We start from the raw sequence: 24,044 nt of genomic DNA on the forward strand, positions 1-24,044 counted from the left end.
CGACCAAGCTGCGCTTTTAGAATTTCACAGGAGGTCATGCATGTGAAAAAGCACATTGCTCCCAGCATAATTTTGACCTTGCTGATACTACTTATGTTCCCTATCAGCAGCTATGCAGATGGAGACGGAGACGGAAACATTGATCACGGCGGTGGCGGGATGGGTAGTGGAAGCGGTCAATATTTTTGGAATACACATGATGAAGGTGTTCGCGTCACAATTGTTAGAGATGATGACAGAACCCCTGTAACCACTCCAGTTGATTTCACAAACCGAACACCTTCCAGAACCTTGATGCATTTTGGAAAGGTAAGCAAGCTGCAATATAGGAATGGCATAAACCTAACACCAAATACAGCTGTCTATAACTATATTCAACCGGAGAAAGAGCTTCCCTTTATTATTAAGTCTGATCGTGGTCAAGCCAGCATAGAAGAAATCAAGAATTACTTTACAGATGAGCTGGTTGTTCGTTATATTGCCGAAGTGACAGCATTTGACTATGACACCCTCATCAATGGCAGCTATAAGCTCCTCCTCGAACCTATTGCATACATCACCTTTAATGGAGTTAAAATGGCCATGACTGCCCATGAAGCAGCCCTTTATGATCAAGTTCTGAATGGCGGATTGCGTTCCAAAATGGTTAGTTTGTCACATCAAAACCTGCCCCTGGCCATGTTTCTGGAAACGCCCGATCTCGGCTTTCCCGCTTGGGATGGATCAACCAGTGACCGCGTCAGCAACGACCAAATTATAACGTCCCTGGGCCTGGGCATTGTTCGCTTCAAGGAAGCTCCAACAACACCGCCGCCCAGCCAGACCCATTATCAGTACCGCACTGATACCGATGTCATTACCTCCATCCGTCTTTCCACTTCCGTGCAAATTACTCCGAAAGACCCGGCCCGCGTCACCTTTTCCCTCATGGGCAGTAGCTACACGGTCACAAACATTGTCATCCCCGAGGGAGAGAGCCAGTTGGTATGGATCAAATGGCGAACACCAAGCACCCCACAAACCGTTACGGTTTCCGTCCAATCCTCACAGGGCAGTGTAAGCCAGAATAGCATCACCGCCTCTATCGTTGATTTAAGCCAAAATCCACCCCCTGATCCGAAAGTAACGGATCGAAGACCGTCCTTTCAACTTCCCTCCATCCATGCTTATTCAACCAAGACAACCGCATCCTGGGGCATCTGGTCAGCCCGTTGGCATGAGTATTGGGTATGGATTCCTAACTGGCAATGGGTTGGAGACGGAAAAGGCGGCGGATATTGGGTCGATTATGGGTACTGGAAGGATAACGGCTGGTGGGATTACGACTGGACGGGCTATACCGCTTCTCTCCTTGCCCATCAATCCGTTGTCCCCGACTCCAAATCCCCCTCACTTTCATCAAACCGCATGAAATCCGGCTATGGCCTGGAGATCAACAGCTTTACTACTCTATCCTCCAATGCGCCGAGCAGTCATATCACTGGTGCACAACATGCCGTTTCCTATTTCCCGGAGTTTGGTTATCAGGCATACTGGCGGCTCCATGATCTTAAGGAACGTGGTTACAACGCCAACTTTTGGCTGAAGCCCAACGAGTATTCCACCTACAATAGCCGCGTGCATTTCAGTCCGATATGGTTCCCGGATGGCCCATATACACCCATCACACGCATTCTGGATGCGTGGACGCCGGATGGAATGCTGACCCTCCAGCTGCAAGACACGATTACGATTTCCGGCAATCTGTTTTCGGACTGGCACATTGCTCCGCAAAAAACAAAATAGAAGGGTGGTGCCGCATCCATGCTGCTGCCTATTCTCATGCTGCTCCTCTGCCTAGTTGGCGGGGGAGCTGTTTTCGTTTACTTGAAAAAAAGCAAACCAAAATCCAGAGAGCAAACGGGTCTCGCCTCGCAAACAGCCCAGCAATTTGTAAATGTTCAAGACATTCGTGGGAACTTCCTGTACACCCAGGACGGCTGGCTACTCTGTTATTTGCGGATCTTTCCCATCAGCTTGGATTTGTTAAGTCCTTCCGAGAAACGAATGATTATTAGCAAATTAACAGCAGAACTCTCCTCTGTCCGTTTCCCGTTTAAGTTTCTTGCCGTCAGCCGTCCAGTCGATATCTCCCCACTGATTTCCGAGCTTGGCGCGTTGCTTCCTGCTGCCGATCCCAAGCAGAAGGAATTGCTGCGACAAGAAATGCTGGAGATGAACACCTTTGCCTTGTCGGGGGAAGTGGTAGAACGGCAATTTTACCTGATCCTGTGGCAGCGCCAGGAAGCAGGGGAACGGGATTTGCAGGAAAAAGCCAAGCGTCTGGTTCAGCATTTTGAGGACGGACAGGTTCAGGCTCACGTGTTAAAGCAGCAGGAGATTGTCCAGCTATGTAATCTGGTCAACAATCCGGCCTATACCCACCTGGAAAACACCGAGCCAGAAGTTGTCATTCCATTTCTCAGGGAGGTGTAAGTCGTGGAACCGGCCACTGCAAAACTGCTTGCAAAGCTTGCTGTTAAAATCGCTGCCGATGAGGATTCCCGAAAACGAATACTGATGCTGATCCTGGCTCTAGTCATCGGGTTTCTACTTCTTGCCGCGATGCTGCTGCAACTGCTCACTTCTCCCATCGAATCACTCAAGCTGATGCTGGGAGCCAATGAAGCACCCGTTGTCGATGAAATGCGGATGGATTACGGCTTCACCCAATCGCTGCAAGAAACAGACGATGGCTATCTGGAGAGCCAAGGCCAGCAATATGAGGGCGTCACCTTCCAGGACGGCAGCCGGGAAGTGGTCTACTATAACCAGATGGATATCCGCTGGGCAAACAAGCCCTACGGTCCACGCGACACCATCGGTGTTTCCGGCTGCGGGCCAACCTCCTTATCCATTGTGGTTTCTACATTAACCCAAACCCCTGTTGACCCAGTCTCTATGTCGAAATGGGCTTATAACAACGGCTATCTGGCGGAAGGCACAGGCAGCTATCATAGCCTCATTCCAGACGGAGCCAAACACTTTGGGCTGCAAGTGGATGGAGCCACAACCCATGAGCAGCAGAAAATCATCGACGCCCTCTCCCATGGCAAGCTGGTTGTTGCCATCATGGGCAAGGGCCATTTTACCTCCTCCGGCCATTTTATGGTGCTGCGCGGCGTAACCGCTGACGGCAAGATTTTAGTCGCTGATCCGGCGAGCCGTAAGCGCAGCGAACAGGCATGGGATTTTTCCATCATTTTAAACGAAGCCCGAAAAAACGCCGCCGCTGGTGGTCCTTTTTGGATCATTAGCGAAAAGGAGTTGTGATTGTATGAAGCAAACACCGTCTGGAAGCTCCGTGAACGCCTCACTCTTGAATGTGATTACACCCATGGGACTAGAGTTTTCCCGAAACGGTTTGGTTATCGGAGAGCAAGCTGCCAAGCTGTACGGCGTCATCCAATATCCACCAAAAGCCGATGTAGGCTGGCTTTCCACTCTCACCAACGTGCCAGCCACGATGGTATCCATCGGCTTTCAGCCCATTGATAACAGTGCCCTTGTTTCCGCTATTTCCAAGTCCATTACGCAGAACCGCAGCCTGGCGGACAGTGCCAAGGACCCGCTCACCCGACAACGCGCCGAAAAAGCAGCCAGTGATGGCGAGAGTATCATGCTGCAAATCGACCAACACGGCGAAACCGTGGGACTGATGAATGTGTTAGTCATGCCTTTTGCAGAGGATGACAAATTGTTTGCGCGCACCTGTCGGCGCGTGGAAAATACCTTTAGCATGATGCGCTGTAAAATACGCACGCTGGCTCACCTGCAGAAAGAGAGCTTCCGGCATCTCTCCCCGATGTATCCAGCCCAAGCCTCTATTGAAAGCATTCTGAACAAAATCATGCCCATGAGTACCTTCGTTGGCGGCTTTCCCTTTGCCAGCAGCGGCTTCAATGATGGAACCGGTTACTATCTGGCTAAGGATGCCAGCGGCGGGCTGGTTATCGTCGATCTATGGAAGCGCGGCGGGGATCGCACGAATTCCAATATCGTCGTTATGGGCGTAGCGGGCGTAGGCAAATCAACAGCCGTGAAGCATATCGCGCTCAGTGAATATATGAAGGGAACCAAAATCATTTTTATTGACCCAGAGTCGGAGTACAAGGAACTTTGCAAGTTACTAAACGGCGACTGGATCAATGCCGGGGGTGGCTCAAATGGCAAGATTAATCCCCTGCAAATCCGTCCGGCTCCCCGCGACGATGGGAATGAAGAATTTCCGCTTTATAAGGATGAGGGCAACGGCATGTCCGACATGGCTTTGCACCTCAAGAACCTGGAGATTTTCTTTAATCTCTACATTCCTGACCTAACCATGATGCAAAAAGCGGTTCTCAAGCAGTGTCTGATTGAATTGTACAACCAGTTCCACATTACCTGGACCACCGATATCTCTAAGCTGCAAAACACCGAATTCCCTACCTTCTCGGACTTGCACCTTCTCATCCATAACAAGGAGAAAACACTCGGTGACGACGTGTATAAGGAACTGTCCCTGCTGTTGTACGACATTGCTCACGGCGGGGATTCTTTTTTATGGAATGGCCACAGCACGATTCAAACCCACAGCCGCTGCATTTGTCTGGATACTCACACGCTGCAAAATACATCCGACAATATCAAGCGGACGCAGTATTTCAACTTATTAACTTGGTGCTGGGAGCAGATGTCTAAAGATCGGACGGAACGGGTGCTGTTAATCAGCGACGAATGCTACCTGATGATCGACCCCAATGTGCCGCAGAGTCTGATTTTCTTAAGAAACGTGGAGAAACGCGCTCGGAAGTACGAAGCAGCTTTAGCAATCATTTCTCACAGTGTTGTGGACTTCTTAGCTCCCGAAATTAAAATGTATGGTCAAGCCCTTCTGGATATTCCCTGCATCAAGATACTGATGGGAACAGACGGAAAAAATCTGCAAGAGACGCGGGAGTTGTACAATTTGACGGATGCCGAAGAGGAATTGCTCGCCAGTAAAAAACGGGAGCATGCCCTGCTGATGATTGGCTCCAAACGACTGCACGCCCACTTTGAAATCCCGGACTATAAGTTTGCCTACATGGGTACGGCGGGAGGGCGATAACGATGGACAAGCGGAAGCAGCTCATTGAGCTTTTCTTCTACATGGGCCTGATGATCGTCGGACTCATTCTACTGCTGATGAGAGAAGGATGAACAATGATTTTATATCTGACAAGCAATGCAAACATCAATCTGTTGGATTTTTTGGAGGACGAACAGGAGTTGCCCGTGAAAAAACTGACCGGGCAATTCTCTTTATTGTCCTTCGTTGTCAAAGATATGCGACATTTTGCCCATGTCCACTATGTCGCCCTGGATCGAACGGCTGTTACGGAATCGGATGAGGAATTAATTCAAGCCTTGCTATCCTATCTGACCATGTATGATATGCGGGTGATTATGGTTGCAGAGGGGCTGCCGACAAACAGTCCCTGCTTGCATCAATTGACGCAAGCAGGAATTCTGAATGTGGTAACCGCTACGAAAATTGAAGCGATCCGGGCGGAGCTTCGGGAATGCTTTTCTGAGAATGGGATGCAGCGTTACCAGCCTGCCCCGCAAGTATTGGCGATACAGGAAGGACTTCCGACTCCCTCAATAAATGAAGAGCTGTACCGCTTTGATTGCACCAATGTCACAATTGCCATTGCCGGATGTGATCGACGTGTGGGTGTAACCACTACAACCTTCAATCTGGCACTTTGGATCAACATTCATGGGGGAACGGCCTGCTATTTGGAGGAGAACACCAGCAAACATCTGGCGCATATTATCCAACTGTTTCAGCCGGATAAAAAAGAAAACGCTTATGTCATAGAAAACATAGATTTCTATTTAACGCCTGAGCTGAATCATACCTATAACTTCATTGTGGTCGATTGCGGAACGTTAAGCGAACGCGCTTTACAAGAGACATTTGTACATGCAGATGTCCGGTTGCTCTGCGGTTCGGCTATGCCCTATGACTTGCCCGTATTCTATCGGGCGATGGAGCGCTGTAAGCCTCTTTCCGTTCAAGCGCTAGGACTGTTTGTTCCCGATGACCTAAAACCTTATCTGGTACAAACCATTAACCAAGATATCCTATTCGGCAATAGTTCCCATGATTTATTTGATCCAAAAACTAATGGGCTATTGTATAAACAGTTACTTCAAACGTATCTAAAGCTTTAACAGCATGTAGATATAACATATAAGACCCTCATGCCGCTGTGCGGCACCACTGAGGAATGAAAATATGGGCGATACTGGGTAATGGGCTGGCGAAGTTAGGTCGGAAATTGTTGGTGATACGAACCCGCATATAAGAAGAACCCCAACGACCCGGTGCATCACAGATTGTTGCTCCCTTCGGGGAAGCACGCAGGGCAGAATAACCTTAGCATTGGTCTTTGCACCGCCTTAATAAGCGCCAGTAGGCAGGAGAATCAAACGATGGAAATCCTCATTGAACGTTGCTGTGGACTGGATGTGCACAAGAAAAGTATTACGGCATGTATCATCACCCCCAAAGGAAAGGAGATTAAAAGTTTTGAAACATTGACCAGATGACTTGTCGATCTGGTGGATTGGATCAAAAGCGAGCGATGCACCCATGTCGCGATGGAGAGTACCGGGGATTACTGGAAACCGATTTATAACCTGCTGGAACTGGAGAAACTGATGCCGGTCGTCGTAAACGCCCAGCATATCCAAGTGGTGCCTGAACGGAAAACGGACGTAAAAGATGCGGAATGGATCGCAAAGCTTCTGCGGCATAGGCTCGTGCAAGGGAGCTATATTCCAAATCGGGAGCAGCGTGAGCTTCGGGAAATCATTCGCTATCGGCAAAGTATCATTGAAGAACGGAGCCGGGAAGTGAATCGTTTGCAGAAGGTACTGGAGGGTGGGAATATCAGACATAACTGTTTGCCTAAAACGGATGCTGTTAATGCTGTGCCTTTCTTTGTTAAATTCCAAGAAGGCTCCATTTGGCCATATCGAAACACTTAATGAATCTCCCTATTTAACAACCAGCTACGGCTTTGTGATTTACTTAAATCCATTTATATTTGATTTTATTGCATGAAACCTGAATTACTTTGAATAATTAAACAAAGGTGTGAAATGTCGGTCAGCTTCTACCGGTTCTTATCCCCATGCAAATTGGAGAGATCAAGCCACCAGAGCTTGGTGATAAAGATTTATTGGAGCATGAGGCTCCACAACCACACTGGAACTTTTTAAAAGGCTAAGGAATTTCAGATAGGGACACGCTGGCATGTATGAACAGAGCGAGGACGATGAAATAACATGGTATGAACTATAATGAAAATATGTGGAAAAGGAACTTAGATAGGAAACCTCAATGCGCCGAATCAGTGGAAGAACGAAGCGAATCAAAACCTGGCCCAGCTCTTTGTAGTTGACTCTCCAAGAAATCACAAAGATGAAAAAAGAATATGGGCAAAAAATCGAAGATCTCTACACCGAAGTGGGCAAGCTAAATCCCCAATTGTCATGGGTAAAAAATCTGGCCGATTACCTCAGCCGAGACGAACGGCTACTCCCCATCACAAAACGCTGCACTCCCCGTTCAAACACAGGCAGACTTACTTGGCCTGAATCGTTTCAGTGCAATACAGTTACTTGAGCTTGTTTGGAATGCATGTTGAGTTTTTTTACAGACATGCCCTTCTATTCCTATGTGGTATTCTCGCTTCATTGTATACTGTCAAACTGATCAGAGTCTGAAGATTGAATTCGTTCTGGAGATGATGAAACGTACCTTTACAAGGCGCATTCCCTCCATTGTGAACTGTGACCAGGGCAGCCATTTTATAAATCCCAAGTAAAAGAAGTTCAAGTCAGCATGGACGGGGAAAGGTTTTGGGCCAAAGACAATATTATGATCAAGCGCTTCTATCGCGGCCTGAAGTACAATGAAATTTACATCAACGACTATGACAGTCTGAGAGAAACCCAGCAGGGAATGAGTGGATTTTATTTGCTAAACTACACGCCGGCTGCTGTGTATAACAAGAAGGTCCATCTATGGATTAACAAGCGAAGGCGCGGAGGGGAATTTGTCCCCCTCCGCGCGTTATCCTCCACCTACAACAGCTCCATGTGATTTCCTTGTACCTTTTCCCACATATTAATCATATCAAATTTGTATCTTGATATCTTATAGCACCATAATCTCAACAATTCATCTTTCATGTGAAAAATCTATTAAAGAATGCTTCAACTATTTTCTGTGATAAAGCATAACCATCAAAAGCATATTCTTCTCCTAACATCTTTTTATAAAATAAGACATCATTATAAATATAATCCTCAATAAACAAAGAAGTCATTAACCTTGAATATTTCTCCATAAAATTAGATTCTCTATTATCGTTTTGAGTAGAATTAAACTGTACTAATTGCAATTGATCCCCTCGGTACGCTAAATGAAGGTTGTAGTCAAAAACATTTGAAGTGTCAGTGTAAATAACATCAAAATCGATACTTACTTTATTAGATATATAATTGTCGTTCTCAAATGAAACAAGGTTATTTTTATCCTTGTTTAATCCTATCTTATTCCCACTCATCATATCACCTCGTAATTATTAAATTCCCCAAAAATTTCATCACGGATTGACCTAAACCCGAACAAAGATAATGTAAAATAGTTGATTCTAGAGTTATATAACTCAACTTTTGCAGAGCGAAAATTGAGTTACTAAAATACTTCGACACTGACCTGAAACGTGGCATGATTTATATGCTCATGGCTCTTTATGCTCACTGAGTAGGTTTTGCTTTGGCTCCTCTTTGTATCACCCTTCCCTTAGACGATGATCTCAAACGGTTTTGACGATTCAGAGTAAAAAGCTCCATTATCGATAAAAGCGTATAGATATCTTCAAAAAGTCAAAAGTATACAATCACTTCTCAATTCAACTTGCTTTCTAATAGATTTCAGCGCTATCCATAAACTGGACGTAGGCAACCTACACATAATCAACAATGAAAATCATTTTACCGCTTTCTTAAATCCTCTAAAATCCCCATTTCGATAGCCGTTCTTTCAATAATTTAGACGTCTCTTCCATAAGATGCTTGCCAATTTCATCTACATGCCGATTTGTCCACCTCTCCCATGGTGTACCCTTCATCCATTGATTAAAGGCTCCCAGCGCAGGACCACAATGAATTTGATAATTCACTTTTTGTTGCTCATCGCCCATCAAGGCAGCCCTAGTACTGTTAGCAAAATACGATTTGAATACGACAGTCATTTTATGCTTGGGATTCCGTTCCGCCTTCTCAATTTCCGCTGGCGAGTAATATTTCTTCACATCCTCATAAACCTGATCCAAATTGCGTTTGAAATATTTTTCTTCTAGTTGCTGTCTAAGCGCCGCGTCTATATCGTCTATAGAAGCAAAAAATTTGTACATATCGTACAGCTTATTGGCACGGACAGGGAAAAACACTCCCTTTTTGAGCACTTGCACCTTTGCCCCTAATTCGAACATATCCCCTGCGGGGGCATAATCGGTATCTTGAACATTCATTTGATTCAGCATGTACTTTACTGAATCGCTGGTCCCCGCTTCAACGGTGCATTGATTGATAGAGCCGGTGACGATGAAATCTGCACCCATGACAAAAGCCGCAGCCGCAGCTTCTGGAGTCCCTATGCCTCCCGCCGTCCCCACTCTGATTCTTTTAGAATAGTTGTATTTCCTCTGCAGTTCGTCTCTCAGCTTCATAATTACCGGAACCAGCACATAGGCTACCCCCATGTCCGTATGTCCGCCGGAATCGCATTCCACGCAAATATCATCCGCCATAGGAACTAAGGGCAGCAGCTTCGCCTGCTCCGAAGTAATCAGCCCTTCTTCTGTCAGTCGTTGTATGAGCTTCCCTTCGGCAGGACTTAAAAAAGCTTCGGCAACCTCCGGACGCGACAGCTTGGCCATAATTCGATGAGTGGTTTCAATCGTTCCGTCAGCCCGGGTCCTTAATCCATGGGCCCGGTATCTAACAAGAGCTGGAGTAATCCCCATGTAAGCTGCGGCTTCAACATTCTGAATACCGTGCTTGAGATATAACTCCACCAGATGCTCTTCCACCTGCGGTTTATCGGGATGGTGAAGCAGGTTCATTCCGTAAGGCTGGCCTTTGACCAATTCCCGCTGAATATACCCAATCGCTGCTTCGATCTCTTGCAGCGATAACCCTCCGGATCCGAAGAAGCTGAGCATGCCTGCTTTGCCCATTCGAACGACAAGCTCTTTGGAAGCAATGCCTTTGTACATCGCACCTGTCACATAAGCATATTGTACACGATAATCTTGCCTGAATTGTTCGCAGCCAAGCGTTACTGCACTCAGCTTAATTTTCCGGTCGCCTAAGTCATCTGTCTGCTGCTTTTCCTTAGATTCATCATTGCGGGCAAGCCAATCGATCGTATCCGTTAGAGTGATTTTCCCTCGCAAGTCCAACGGCTCCGCCTCTGAAGCAATGTTCTGGACCAGGCGGGTCAGGACATTTCCGGGGCCAATTTCTTCAATCTGAGCCTCATGTGCAAGCAAATAGCGGATCGAATCCGTCCAACAAACCGGAGCAGCCAACTGGCCGACCAAGTTGGATTTGACCTCATCTTGTGCGTACGGCATTCCCGTTAGATTAGCGAGCACAGGGATTCGCAAACTATTAAAGGTAAAGTGGTCCAAGTAGCGGGCAAACTGCGTCTGACATTCCTTCATATATCTGGAATGAAATGCACCGCTCACTTTCAATACGACGTACATGGACGCACCGGCAGCCTCGAAAAACCTTCCGGCCTTTTCAATGTCCTGTTTAGGGCCTGTAATGACAATTTGCCGTGGCGCGTTGTAATTGGCAATATCGATGGACGACAATCGGCTATCGTGAAGCACCCTCATAACCTGATCGCCTGTTAAACCGATTACCGCCGCCATTGCCCCTCCCTCAATCTTAGACATCAATTGTCCCCGCTGCTGAACCAGCTTCAGTCCAGTTCCAAAATCAAATGCTCCGCCTGCATATAGTGCCGTATATTCCCCAAGGCTATGCCCCGCCAGCACGTCCGGCTCTTTCCCTGCTTCTTCAACTTGCTGCATATAACTAAGCACACTTACAGCATATAAGGCTGGCTGTGTATATTGAGTCTGATTCAGACATTGATGCCGATCTTCCAGACAAAGGTCTTGTAGCGAGTAACCAAGTATTTCATCGGCTTGAGCAGTTAATTCATGATAACGGTCAAACAACGAAGCGCCCATGCCTTTCACTTGCGAGCCTTGTCCGGGAAACACATATGCTCTCACAGCAGAATTCCTCCTAATACGGGTTCCTGATCACTTGATTTTTTCGCATACGGAAAGAAATGAAATGCTCTTGCTTGTCCAATTGCAAATAAATGTTGTATTCCAAAATGGATTCAAAGGTTTGCCCCGGAGGCTTGCCATAAGAATGGCCCGGATAGACCTTAGTGTACGGGGGCACTACCCGCTTGATCATCTGCAGACTGCGGAACATTTGCTCTGCATCTCCGCCGGGCGTGCTGCAAATGCCGCAGCCTTCAGCAAACAATGTATCCCCGGAAATTAGAGACTCGTCAAGCAGATAACAAACACTGCCTGCAGAATGGCCCGGTGTAAGCAGAACCTCAACCCTCGTTCTGCCGATACAGAGACAATCCCACTCATCCAACAGGTTCAAATTACTAGCGAAGTACTGATAGTATTCGGCTTCCTTCCTTGACACATAGACCTGTGGATCATACATTCGAACTAAAGGCTCTACCAATTGAATATGGTCATCATGCGTATGGGTTATCAGAATGGATTTGAGATTGACCTGCTTTTCCATTAGCCATGTCTGAACCTTATGCCACTCCCCTGAGGGATCCACTATCGCCGCATACCTTGTTTCACGATCCACGATTAAATACACGTAGTTCCTCAAAAAACCATACTCCACCTTTAATTGATGCATTTCATAAGTAGATCTTCTTTCAAATGTCAATTCTCTCTGCGTCCTTTCCTATGCTGCAATAAATACACTTAAATGGATTCTCCTGCGAATGAGATTTCCGACTTACGCGGGAAACATAAAGAGCACATATAATCTCCCCACTTAAAGGCAACTGACTTATATTGAAAAAAATTGCGAAATGTACATACAAGTGTTATACCATTAGAGCCCTTTTCGAATCTTGCCGCATCGATCTCAAATATATGCAGAGGAGTTGTGAGTCCCGTTCTAAGCGTCTTGGACAAAGCCTCCTTTGAAGCCCATAACGCAGCAGCCGAATCCCTTCTGCTCCATGGCCAGCTCTCAAGCAAACGTCTTTCGAAATCGGTCAACTGCTCAAGCACTGTCTCCAATAAAAGCCCAGGTACATGCTCGATATCTACTCCCATCGGATGTGCTTCTTCGTATGCCGCGGCTGCAGCAACCTCCCCGCTATGCGAAATTGTTACGCCTATTTGTGACGCCTTGGGATGCCCGACAATCGGTTGCTGAAACACCCCGTGACCGACATGAACTTCATGCATCGCAAGAGATGGATCGAAAGAGTGAATGGCAACCTTGGCAGCATACCTGCCCATATAATAATCCTGCCGCCTCTTCTCATAAACCAGTGCAGAACCGTACGCAAGCTCCGAAGGATGAAGCACCAGTTCCATCCTCGGAAAGGCCTCTTGGTCGGATTTGGAATACATGCAGAGAGCTGCACGGTAAACTTGCGGATCTCTTGAAAAATGCAACTTCGATACCCTTGCAGCATGCAATCGTACCCCTTCATTCGTCATCAACGATCTGAGCCCCCGATAACAACAGACTCCTTTATAGCGTAATCTTTAAGCAATTCAACTGGATGCGATTCCGTAAGCGCTATCCATTTGCTCGAAGCCACAAGGCCCTCATGTTGAAGGAAGAGCTTAACAAGTCGGTTGAACGAAGACGGATTAGTGATATTGGCACAATGCCCCCCTCGCAGAAAGCGAACATGTACGGCCTTTGGTATATGCTCCGCGATAATATCAGATTCATGACAATTGACAACAGCATCGAACCTGCCTGATATGACCAGAACGGGAATATCAATGCTGTTAATTTCAGGAATTGAAGTATAGCTGGTTAAGCTAGCGTTGGGCAAGTATTCAAATGCAGATTTGTTCACGCATTTGCTCGCTAGGTAAAGCTTATAATATTGATCGGCGTTACGCATATTTCCGAAATCCGCCTTAAATTTTTCTTCTAGCGATTGCTCCGAAGTATCCGCCGAGTCGGTGCGCGTAAAACTGCATCCCAGCGTCAATGTACGGAATCTTGCAGGGTATTGCTTAATCAATTCTTGCGCAATTAATCCTCCGAAGGAGAAACCCATCGCATGGATCGGTACCTTGATAGCAATTGCATCAAGCACTTCAATAATCGTCCTTGCGGCAGTCGGCGGGTTAAGCAAGTCTTTCATTCCTTCGCTGAAGCCGCTGCCCGGCAAATGGATAACCAACAGCTGGTATCGCTTGGACAAATCAGCCAATTGATGGATTAAGCTCATGCCAGATATACCAAAACCCGGAATGATGAGCAATTGGGGGCCTTTTCCTATCGACATGATCTCCACTTTCCGCTTCCGGACTTCTACTAACAGATGAAGGAACGTTTTGGAGCTCTGTGGTGCAGCTACTTCTTCAGGTTCTATTGTTGATAATTTCTCCGGCAATCGATAATTCGCATCCTGATACCAGTGCGAGCATTGCAGTAAATAAAGCCTTAATGCTTCTTTCGTGCGAATATCCTGCTTGTCAATCAAATAGATACCGGGAGCATATTCTACCGCTATCTCAGCAGCAATCTCGTTTGCAAAGTCGGCGCTGACACCAGCTTCCTGCATTTGAGCAATCTCAGGTTCAATCAGGAGCCCGATATACCGGGCTAAAGATCTGATCGTTGAGTACTCAAAGAAAATAGTCGGATTAAGCTCAAGATCAAATTCTTCGTTTATAAGACTGGATAATTCCGTAATCGTCACTGAGTTAAATCCGTAAGCATCCAACTTTTCAGTCACATCTAGTCTTTCCGTATTCACTTGAACCATATTGGCAACCATGCCCTTAATTCTCTCTTCGATATCCTGGAAAGCGTTACGATCCGGACTCTTCGTTACATCTTGAAAAACAGGCTTCGCAGATCCCTGCAGCTCAGCAGTGATTTCTTCACCTGCATCGCTCGGTGATAACCATCGCTGAATACTACCATCATTTCCTGCAAAAACGGCTACATGACTGCATTCTTGATTTAACACACCCTCTAGCACTTTTAACGCATCCGTGGTCGTTAAATATTGCATACCCAGCGCTTGAAGCATCTGACTCTCAGCTTCGCGACTGCCCAAATGCATGCCGCCGTCTTCCCATATCGGCCAATTAATCACATAACTCACCCCGGAGACAAGCCCTTGTCTGCGCCGTTCTTCCCTATAGACCGTATATTCATCCAATACATTGTTAGCTGCGGAATAGTCACATCTTCCATAGTCGCCCAATATAGAGGAAGTCGAGGAAAACGCTAGGAAGAAACGTAATGGCTCCCGCTCAGTAACACGGTCAAGCACAATTGTCCCAGTTAGCTTTGGGTCAATAATTGGGATCATATCTTCCGCTGATTTATGCAAAAAGTCCTTTTGACTCATAATACCTGCCGCATGAATGACCCCATCAATGGAACCTATCTCCAGATTCCATTGCTGCTGGGCGTGCTTCAGTTCGACTTCTCTTGTCAAATCACAAGCACAATAAACAACCTTGCATTCATTACTTTGCAATTCATCCACAAAAGCACGATGCTCCTCATTTAATGCCGATCTTCCTAGCAAGACAACATTGGCATGATAGGTTTGTACAAGATAGCGAGTAATGATTTTACCAATCCCACCCATCCCGCCGGTAATCAGATAATTCCCGCCCATTCGTATAAGCGACCCTTCGTGATCCGTTAAACCAATGGGTTTGAATCTCTGCTCGTACCGATTATTCGTATCCGGTAACAACTTAACTCTTGTGCTCTCTGAAGCTTCAAACAACTCGCACAACAAGCGTTCCGGCTGTTTTTCAATCATCCGAACGGGCAGTTGGACTGTCTTTATCCTTATCGAAGGCATATGAATCTGCAGCGAATGGGCAAATCCACGTATCGTGCTTGATAGTACACGATCCAGCCCATCTGTGAGCGACTCGCAAGCAAGCAGCGTTACTTCCTTCTTATCCAACACCTCTTTCCAAGCCTTCAACAGGTGGAACACAGCGATCGCGCTGTAATTCAACTCGGCATGCAAAGTTTCGCGGATATCATGATGAAGAAACATCTCTTCAAGAGTAGTTTCCCTATCGGAAGCCGAGCATCCCATAATGATATGCGTAGGAAATTGGCCGTGATCAACCAAGTCGCGTAAGAGTCTCGCATAATCACTCGACTGATCGAATCTTATCGTGTAGGCAGACTCCCCAATCTGTTGAAACCCCTCACCTTGCTTAACAAGTACAACTTTAGCCGGAGCAGCCTTCTTTATCATGTTCCTGAACCGTTTTCCATTCAAATCAAAAATAACGATTAAATCCGCCTGATCTCTTGGTGTGAAGTTATCATTAATAGAATTAGGTTCCCAAGCAGGGATATAATAACGAATAGCTGGAACCGCTCTCTCCTCACTGGCCAGAATCACGGGCTTCTCCTCATTCGTTAACTGACTTGCCGACTGTTCTAATTGGGCTGCTCGCGCAGTGAACCCTTTCAATTCAATAAGAATGTTACCCGTAGTAGATAATAACTGGCAGTTTAGTTTCCGTATACCAGAATTTCCACCTTCATTCGAATTCGCCCGAGGTGTCAACGTAATATGTGCGCAGCATTCCCGTTCCAACGGCGCGTACATGATCGCTTCCTCCAGGAAGAAAGGAATATGCGTGTTAGGGCTGGATAGTTCCTGCTCCGATTGAATGCAGATACCGCCCTGAAATGCCGCATCCAATAATGCAGGGTGGAATCCATAAAGGTTGAAACTGCTTTCCAGCGAAGCCGGCAGCTTTAGACTGGCCAGTGCCTCATTCGCATTGTAACGAACAGATTGGACCATCTTAAAGGCCGGGCCATAGTTAAGCCCGCCCGCCTGATAATATTTATACATATCAATTCCTTCTAAGTAACCATCCATTCTTGCATGCAGCAGTTCAAGAGAAACCGGGGACGGCGCCTTCATAGTCCCTGTAATAATTCGGCATGAGCCATGTACCGACCGCTGATTCTGATCGTCGACAGAACTGAACTCGCATCCAATACCTTTTCCATTACGGGAAAGTTCCGTCACCATCGTAAGCGGTGCAGCTTCAAGTTTAAACACTCGGCTCCACATCATGTTGCGGATACAAAGTACCGGTTCTCCCGTTGCCTGCGATGCTGCATATCGGGCTGCTTCCAAATAGGCCATACCCGGGAGCACTTTCTGATTCAGCAACACATGATCATTCAAAAAGAACTCGTGTCCATCAAATGCTGTTGAGAATAATGTCCGATCAAAGGTAGATACATTATGCCCGACGAGCGGGTGCAATTGATGACGTTCCGACATCAAGCACGGTTTAGCGGGTGTTTTCACCCAATAACGTTCTGGGTGAAAATCATAGCCAGGAAGCGGTAACCTATATACAGGTTGTGTTGGCACTAATGTGCTCCAATTTACCAATTGTCTCGAAACCCAGCTCCGTGCAGCCTGATGCAAAGCGTTGTTAGAAGAATGCTGTTCTTCTCGTTCAGATGGAATGACGGTTGCAACGTTGGCAAATGTACTGTAGATCTCCGGGTGGATAGTTGCTTCGGATTGACTCAACCATATCTGAAGTTTCGAACATAAATCCGAAGGAGAGTGAACCACTAGAGCAAGTCGCTCCTTCAACGGTTCACGTCCCACTTGCAGTGTATACGCCATATCACACAGACGGTACGGCACCACTTTGTGATAACATTCAGGCTTAACCGAATCACCCAGTTTCCGGATCAGACCGCCGATAGTTTCTCCTTCCAGTCCGCTCTCCGGTCTCAACGGTGGATACCCCAGCTCGCTCAGCTTCTGGAAAAGCCTTGTCCAATCGAAATAATCAACGATATAATCGCCGAGATTATGCTCGTCTCCAAGCAATTCTTGTGGCACATGGACCAACTCTTCCAATATCCGGTACACATCCGGTCTAACCCGGTCAATCGTTGTGTCATCAACTTGAGAAACTGCAGCTGACCCCCTCAATTCCACAAAATCATAAAATCGCTTGACCGTTCTGCGAAGCGACGGGGCATCCATTGCCGAGAACACGAATAATTCGCTTCCTCCGGCAGAACCGTCGAATACCTTTAGATGATCGTTATGGTGCTCCTCAACAATCACATGTCCGTTCGAGCCTCCAGCGCCAAAAGCACTGATTCCTGCCAGGCGCGGCCGTTCGATAATCGTACCGTTAGCAAGCTTTTTTGTAACGGCAGGCCACGGCGCAATAGATCGTTGTAAGATAAACGGAGTTTGGGAGAATTCAATGTCCGGATTTATTTCGTCTGTATGCAAACTCGGTACAAGGAGCTTATACTTCATCTGCAAAAGTACCTTTGTCAGCCCTGCCATACCTGCGGCAGCCTCTAAATGACCAATATTGGATTTTACCGATCCGATCGCACAATACTGCTTCTTCTCCGTAAACATCCCGAAAGCCCGTGTCAACCCTTGTATTTCAACCGGATCACCAAGCGGCGTACCCGCACCATGAGCTTCCAGGTAGCCGATTTCCTCCGGAGAAACACCGGCCTGATCCAAAGCGTCCATGATCACCGCTGTCTGCCCCTTCGGATTCGGTACCGTATAACCATTGCTGCGGCCGCCGTGATTAATGCTGGTCGCTCGAATAACCCCATAAATATAGTCGGCATCCGCTTCAGCAGCAGCTACTGGCTTTAACAACACAGCTCCTACCCCTTCGCCCGGAACATAACCATCGGCAGACTTGCCAAAGCTATGGCAGCGTCCCTTTGGCGAAGCAAACTTGCTTAAACTAAGCTGTACTTGTTTATATGGATGCAAGATCAGGTTCGCACTCCCGGCGATGGCCAAATCGCATTCGCCCCGCTTCAAGCTTTCGCTGGCCAGATGCAAGGCCGTAAGAAAAGATGAGCACATCGTATCGACGGCCAGACTTGGCCCATCCAAATGCAGCAAATAAGAAATACGATTCGCAATAGAAGCATACGAATTTAGAGGACTCACCAATTCGCCAGCAATCTCGGTCTCATGCAGCTGATAATGACCGTTTGTCACGCCGACGAATACCCCTACTCGTTTCCCCTGCAGTGTCTCCCTTGTATATCCTGAGTCTTCTAGTGTATGCCACACTTCTTGAATGAACAAACGCTCCTGAGGGTCCATCCACTCGGCTTCTTTGGGCGAAATTCTAAAGAAGAGCGGGTCGAAGTGATCATATTCCGAAAGATAGCCGCCATATCCTGGGACTGTATCTCTCTGATTATCCCACCGGCCAGGAGGGGTCTTTTCAATACAGTCTGTTCCCTCTCTCAAGCGATCCCAAAATGCCTCCAGATCAGGTGCCTTTGGATAGATACCGCTCATCCCAATGACAGCAATGTCTCTGCGTTGGTTTGCCGCTGCCTCTCCATCCGGCTCATGCTCATTCTCAATCGATTCCGTCAATTTCTCAACCTCAGATGATGACGCAGCGATATTATCGAATAAATCCCTGCATTCGGATGCGTAGCGATCATTCAAATACAACGCCAGATCATCCAAGGTAAATACTTCAAAAAAGACGGTTTTGGGGAGTCCCGGAAATACCTTCACCAATCTCGCCGTAACATTCGTGATCATCAAGGAGTCCATTCCCAGCGATTCGAATTCCGATTGTCCATCCAAATCCTCGGCCGGAATGCCCGTTTCCTGTGAAATGATTCTCCGCAGTAGAACGACAAGTTCGCTGCTGTACGTCTTGGTATCTCTATTCGCAAGCGCGTAATCCAAGCCTTTCAAGTTCCTTTCCGTCTGTTTCGGCAGCGAAGGAATAGAAGACTTGACCGCCCGACGGATGGTAGACGGCTCTCCGCTCAGAATCAACAGGTTCGCATAATCCGACTGAAGCCAGCGCTCGATTGCAGCCGTTCCCTGTTCGGTTGTAACCGGCTGTACACCAAAATCCCGTTGCATATAACGCAGCAGTTCAGGCTCGGGGTGCATTCCACCATTCAACCAATGAAACCAATTCGCGCTCAATAAATAAGGCCGTTTCATGCGGCTCATTAGTGAGAGATGGTCCATAAAACTGTTCGCGTATGCATAATCAGTCTGCCCTTTGCCGCCAAACAATGACGCAATAGACGAGAATAACATAATGAAATCGTTTGTTATTGGCTGCAAATATTTCAATAAATGAATCGTTCCTACAACCTTTGGACCGATCACATGCTCGATTTGTTCCTTGCGCTTGTCCTTCATTAAGTCATTCGAGATAGAACCGGCGCAGTGAAAAATACCATCTATCCACATACCGCTCGTCTTCAAGCCACCGGCAACTGACTGAACTTCCGCAGATACCGTCACATCGGCCTGTATATACCGAGCATCGCCGCCCGTTTGATGCAAACGGTTCAATAACGCTTCTATTTCTCTGTTTATAGGAGACCTGCCCATGAGAATTAAACGAGCATGGTAAGCTTGCGCCAAATAAATAGCCAGCGCTTGTCCTATTCCTTGCGTACCGCCTGTAATTAGATAAGTTCCCCCCGTCCTCAGCGTGGCGGGCTGCGCATTCACAGCCGGAAGCTGTACTTCGAATAGCGAGGAAATCCGCCGCTCCCCTGATACATAGCGTACATAAGCCGATCCTCGGGATAAAACCAGATCATTTAATTCCATACAAAAAAGCGTGTCCCAATCATAAGCCGCGTCCACCGTTTCTTGATGCTCCACAATGCGAACAGCAAACCGGGGTTGCTCAAGCACAATAGCCTTTGCCAGCCCTTCAAGAGCTGCAAAGAACGGTTGTGTCATTCCCTTAGCAGACTGGAATATAAACACGATATCCACAGCGGTTGCCTTAACCTGCAATAAAGAACGGGCGATCTGAAATAAAAGATAAAAACTTTGCGCCAATTGTTCCTCATAGCCAGCTTCGTCATTCCAATTCCGCTGTATCTGCGCATCCAGATGAATTACCAACTTCACGCGCTCCAGTTGAACTTGATCAAGTCCTTGCACGATTGAAGCAACACGTTCCCCCAATTGCTGACATCCATCCTGCCAATCAGATGGGGACACCGTTATAACTTGTACACGACTAGCTGGTATGACATTCCCCTTAGCACGATCCGTTACGATAATTAAAGGTTCCTTACTATCGTTAGCTACATTTTCCAAGGGAGATATTACCCATTTTTTGGTATAAAAAACAGTTTGATTCCCGCAAGATTCTTCATCTTCCTGATGGACAACATCAGCAATGTGCGATGACAGCATCTTGTTCTCTGGTATATCCAGCCAATAACGGCGCTTTTGGAATGCGTACGCGGGCAACGTAATACACTTTACATCCTCATCCCGGTACAAGTGGTCCCACTCAAGATCTGCGCCCTCTTTATACCGCCGCATCACTTCCTGCAATCGCTCAAAATACCACTTACCCGTCTTATCCTTACAGTCAGCTATCTCGGATAATAACCCTGTCGGGCCCGAGTTGCCTGATAGGACTGCTCCCTGGATCATTCTTTCATTATGTGCGGTTAAATCGGTAATCGCTGCTTGTAACTGCTCCACAAAGTCGGTCAAACTGCGGACAATAAACGCTGTTCTGATTGAATAATGCTTTCTTCGGCAGCCGAGCGTATACGCAGCATTAGATAATTCCAGATCGTTTCCATCCATTATTCTTCTGGACAATCGAATCATTTGTGCTATCAAAGCATCTGATGTCCGAGCAGACAATGGAATAATGTACGGCCGATTATCGCGTGCCTTCCTGCGTAGAGCACGCGGTGACTCGCTTACGACGATATGGCAATTCGTCCCGCTGAAGCCAAATGAGCTTACCGCCGCCCTCAACTTCCCATCATTGGCGCTGGGCCATGGAATTAGCTCTTTATTTATATAAAATGGACTTTCTTTCAAACGAATATTCGGGTTTTCTTGTTCAAAGGTAATACAAGGAGGAATCTGCTTGTGCTTCATAGCAAGCAGCACCTTAATCATGCTGGCAATGCCTGCCGCAGTAGCAGCATGACCAATATTAGCCTTAACAGAGCCGAGCGCGCAGAATTGCTCTTTGCTCGTGTATTTGCGAAACGTGCGAGACAGCGCCTCGAACTCGATAGGATCTCCCAGAGGCGTGCCAGTCCCGTGTGCCTCTACATACGTAATGGATTCCGGGTTGATATCAGCCTGGCGATATAACTTTTCTTCCAATTCGGACTGAGAGAGTGAGCTTGGTGCCGTAATGCCATTTGTTTTACCATCCTGATTCAGTGCACTAGCGTTGATGACACCAATAATCGGATCTTTGTCCTTAATCGCCTGGTTCAGCGATTTCAGCACGATCACCCCAGCCCCTTCTCCCGGTACAAATCCGTTGGCGCGGTGGTCAAACGCGTAACAAGCTCCGTCCGGAGACAGCATCTGGGCATTGCTGCTTACAATAAAGAAATTAGGTGTTGTTCCGATGAATACACCGCCTGCCAGAGCCATATTACATTCGCCGGACAAAATACTTTGACAAGCCAAATGAATCGATACCAGAGAAGAGGAACAAGCAGTATTGATAGCAATGCTAGGTCCTTTTAAATTTAAAAAATAAGAAATACGTGAAGCCAGGACGGAGCTGTCATTACCCCAGAATGATTGCGGACCTACTTGGACCTCTTCACTTTTCATCCGATCCTGGTAATCACTTTGTCCTACACCAACAAAAACACCACACGCGGATCGGGAAACCGCATCGTTTGCGTAACCCGCCTCCTCCATAGCCTCCCAGCATGCTTCCAGAAACAAACGTTGCTGTGGATCTGTTACTTCTGCTTCCTTGTCCGTCATTTGAAAGAACCTGGCATCAAACTGATCAATATCGGATAAAAAACCACCGGAGCGGCAATACGTTTTACGATATTCTCCGGGATTCCCGCTATACAGATCATCTATATTCCAACGATTCTTCGGGACCTCCTTAATTCCAGATCGTCCTTCAGAAAGCAGTTTCCAAAACTGCTCGCAATCTTCTGCTTCCGGGAAACGTCCGGACATTCCGATAATTGCGATTTCCCGATCATCATTATCTATATCCGCTGGCACAGCAGTCGCACCAACAGTTACCGGTTGGGCCGAACTAATCCTTTTCAGCCGCAGACAAGGACAGCGTAAAACCATTTCACCGTTATCCCGAATAATAGCCGCATCAAAGGTTAAATAATCTCCCTCAGCATGGGAAAGTTCCAAAAAACCTTGAAGCGGACGGCGGACGATAAGTTGAGAATCATTTACGGCCTCTCTTTCCATATCAAGCCGATCTAGTTCGACCGGTATATAGAAACCATCCTGTTGAGGGTATCGCTGCTGAGCAAGTTTAATTCCGCCTAGAATAACGCTGTTCAACAAAGTCGGATCCAGTGTCAGAGAACCCTTTCCCTGCGGAAAAATACGAAAGGCTACCCGATTTCCGGAGAAGGAGAAGTCAAATAAATTCCGATAAAATCCGCCAATATGCGCATTCACATCAATTGAATATATTAATTCATCCGCCAAATGCTCCCAATTCCCCTCTGCAAGCACAGGATAGGAACAAAAGGGGACTGGTTCGTTGATAGAGTCGCTAATATTTCCCTTCAAATAAACTTTGGGAGGGACGCCGTCGGCGTCCCTCACCAAAAATGATCCATTGCTTCCACGATACTCAACCATGAGCTTCTTGATACAGTGGCTGCCGACAGGTTCACTCAAGGGCTCCAAGGCAACAAGATTTGTTAGGCTAATCCTAGAGATATTCCGTTCACGGGAGAACACTCCATAGACGAGCTCTACTAACCCGTCGATCGTCATTACCTTCTGATCAAACAAAATATGATTAGCGGATGAAGGATGAGCCGCCAGACTCAGCTCCAGCGGTATGACTCGAAGCTCCTCCCTATCGCGTGCCTGTTCTCTTTTCAACTCTAGCAAACGAGTATATCCATCCTCAGCGGATATACTGCCCTTTTGAATCATCTCAAGAATGTTCCATTGTTCTTGTTTCATTGGCTTCATATTATCCTCTCCAGATACGCATTGACTTCCTCAATCGATTTTGCTCCCTGCTGGAGCTGATGCAGCACATTCCTTAGCGTATCCTCCGGTTCCAATTCTGAAGTTGTAGGTGCTGCCATCCCCATGTGAATCTGATCCCTATATTCGTTGTAAATATAACCGGACAAATCCGTAATCGTAATGTAATCGAACAATACGATTGCTTTCAGCTGAATTCCCAACCGCTCGTTCAGAGTGGTAATCACATTAATTCCGGTAATTGAATCGATACCGTAGTCTTTAAACGGTTTATGCGGATCAAGGTTACTTTCTGTAATACCCAATGCATAATAGAAGCTCTCTTTGACAACCGATTCAATAAATTCGAGTGATAGTTGCGCAGGTTGTAATCCAGTTGCAGCTGCTGCACTCTCCGCAGGAGCTTTCGTCATTACAGAAGAACCTGAATGATCAGTTAATATCGCATTTTGATAGGAATTATTTACCGGATCAGCGACACCGTCGTTATACGATACGATCAGATCTAGTGCAGATTCCAGCTCATCGCCAGTATTGTATGTGCTCGTTCGCTCGAATCCTTGCTTACCCAGTTGTTTCATCCACTGTTTCTGGCTCAGCAGCGGACTGCCTTCCA

General features: G+C 46.8%; 12 protein-coding genes and 1 pseudogene. 7 read left to right on the forward strand and 6 right to left on the reverse strand.

From position 1 onward, the window contains the following. Positions 1-36 precede the first annotated feature (36 nt). From HYD27_RS28590 to HYD27_RS28620, 7 genes and pseudogenes are all read left to right on the forward strand, one after another. Positions 37-1,785: a DUF8193 domain-containing protein gene (locus HYD27_RS28590; protein ID WP_219221000.1), complete on the forward strand. Its 1,749-nt coding sequence runs from the start codon at positions 37-39 to the stop codon at positions 1,783-1,785. An 18-nt stretch (positions 1,786-1,803) separates the two neighbouring features. Further along, complete coding sequence (locus tag HYD27_RS28595) at positions 1,804-2,475, forward strand: hypothetical protein (RefSeq protein WP_219221001.1); 672 nt, start codon at positions 1,804-1,806, stop codon at positions 2,473-2,475. A gap of 3 nt (positions 2,476-2,478) precedes the next feature. Continuing rightward, positions 2,479-3,312, forward strand: a complete 834-nt coding sequence (locus HYD27_RS28600) for a C39 family peptidase (RefSeq protein WP_309242141.1) — start codon at positions 2,479-2,481, stop codon at positions 3,310-3,312. 4 nt (positions 3,313-3,316) lie between these two features. After that, positions 3,317-5,131 carry a VirB4 family type IV secretion system protein gene (locus HYD27_RS28605; RefSeq protein ID WP_219221003.1) on the forward strand — a complete coding sequence of 605 codons (1,815 nt, stop codon included), beginning with the start codon at positions 3,317-3,319 and terminating at the stop codon, positions 5,129-5,131. 95 nt (positions 5,132-5,226) lie between these two features. After that, positions 5,227-6,243, forward strand: coding sequence for a hypothetical protein (locus HYD27_RS32250; RefSeq protein WP_228745405.1), 1,017 nt, complete (start codon positions 5,227-5,229; stop codon positions 6,241-6,243). Between the two features lie 261 nt (positions 6,244-6,504). Beyond that, a pseudogene (locus tag HYD27_RS28615) lies at positions 6,505-6,969 on the forward strand (IS110 family transposase); the annotation flags it as partial. 952 nt (positions 6,970-7,921) lie between these two features. Further along, entirely contained in the window at positions 7,922-8,182 is a 261-nt protein-coding gene (locus HYD27_RS28620) for a hypothetical protein (protein WP_219221005.1), read from the forward strand. An 85-nt stretch (positions 8,183-8,267) separates the two neighbouring features. Here the strand turns inward: HYD27_RS28620 and HYD27_RS28625 are convergent, their stop codons facing one another. The 6 genes from HYD27_RS28625 to HYD27_RS28650 form a co-directional block, all read right to left on the reverse strand. Then, entirely contained in the window at positions 8,268-8,648 is a 381-nt protein-coding gene (locus tag HYD27_RS28625) for a hypothetical protein (RefSeq protein ID WP_219221006.1), read from the reverse strand. A gap of 450 nt (positions 8,649-9,098) precedes the next feature. Continuing rightward, positions 9,099-11,399, reverse strand: coding sequence for an ACP S-malonyltransferase (fabD, locus tag HYD27_RS28630; RefSeq protein ID WP_219221007.1), 2,301 nt, complete (start codon positions 11,397-11,399; stop codon positions 9,099-9,101). A 13-nt stretch (positions 11,400-11,412) separates the two neighbouring features. Continuing rightward, positions 11,413-12,099, reverse strand: a complete 687-nt coding sequence (locus HYD27_RS28635) for an MBL fold metallo-hydrolase (RefSeq protein WP_228745406.1) — start codon at positions 12,097-12,099, stop codon at positions 11,413-11,415. Between the two features lie 38 nt (positions 12,100-12,137). Next, positions 12,138-12,890, reverse strand: a complete 753-nt coding sequence (locus tag HYD27_RS28640; protein WP_228745409.1) for a 4'-phosphopantetheinyl transferase family protein — start codon at positions 12,888-12,890, stop codon at positions 12,138-12,140. After that, positions 12,890-23,410, reverse strand: a complete 10,521-nt coding sequence (locus HYD27_RS28645) for an SDR family NAD(P)-dependent oxidoreductase (protein WP_219221011.1) — start codon at positions 23,408-23,410, stop codon at positions 12,890-12,892. Before HYD27_RS28645 ends, HYD27_RS28640 begins: the two co-directional genes overlap by 1 nt. Next, a partial coding sequence (locus HYD27_RS28650; protein WP_219221013.1) for an acyl carrier protein occupies positions 23,407-24,044 on the reverse strand: 638 nt, incomplete at its 5' end. The genes HYD27_RS28645 and HYD27_RS28650, both read right to left, overlap by 4 nt.

Origin of the sequence: Paenibacillus sp. S150 (assembly GCF_019352175.1) — a bacterium.
In the GTDB taxonomy this organism is placed as follows: Bacteria; Bacillota; Bacilli; order Paenibacillales; family Paenibacillaceae; genus Paenibacillus_AQ.

Coding starts and splice junctions, on each gene's coding strand:
- HYD27_RS28590 (WP_219221000.1), top strand. CDS start 37: ATGCATGTGAAAAAGCACATTGCTCCCAGCATAATTTTGACCTTGCTG.
- HYD27_RS28595 (WP_219221001.1), top strand. CDS start 1,804: ATGCTGCTGCCTATTCTCATGCTGCTCCTCTGCCTAGTTGGCGGGGGA.
- HYD27_RS28605 (WP_219221003.1), top strand. CDS start 3,317: ATGAAGCAAACACCGTCTGGAAGCTCCGTGAACGCCTCACTCTTGAAT.
- HYD27_RS32250 (WP_228745405.1), top strand. CDS start 5,227: ATGATTTTATATCTGACAAGCAATGCAAACATCAATCTGTTGGATTTT.
- HYD27_RS28620 (WP_219221005.1), top strand. CDS start 7,922: ATGGACGGGGAAAGGTTTTGGGCCAAAGACAATATTATGATCAAGCGC.
- HYD27_RS28625 (WP_219221006.1), bottom strand. CDS start 8,648: ATGAGTGGGAATAAGATAGGATTAAACAAGGATAAAAATAACCTTGTT.
- HYD27_RS28640 (WP_228745409.1), bottom strand. CDS start 12,890: ATGACGAATGAAGGGGTACGATTGCATGCTGCAAGGGTATCGAAGTTG.
- HYD27_RS28645 (WP_219221011.1), bottom strand. CDS start 23,410: ATGAAGCCAATGAAACAAGAACAATGGAACATTCTTGAGATGATTCAA.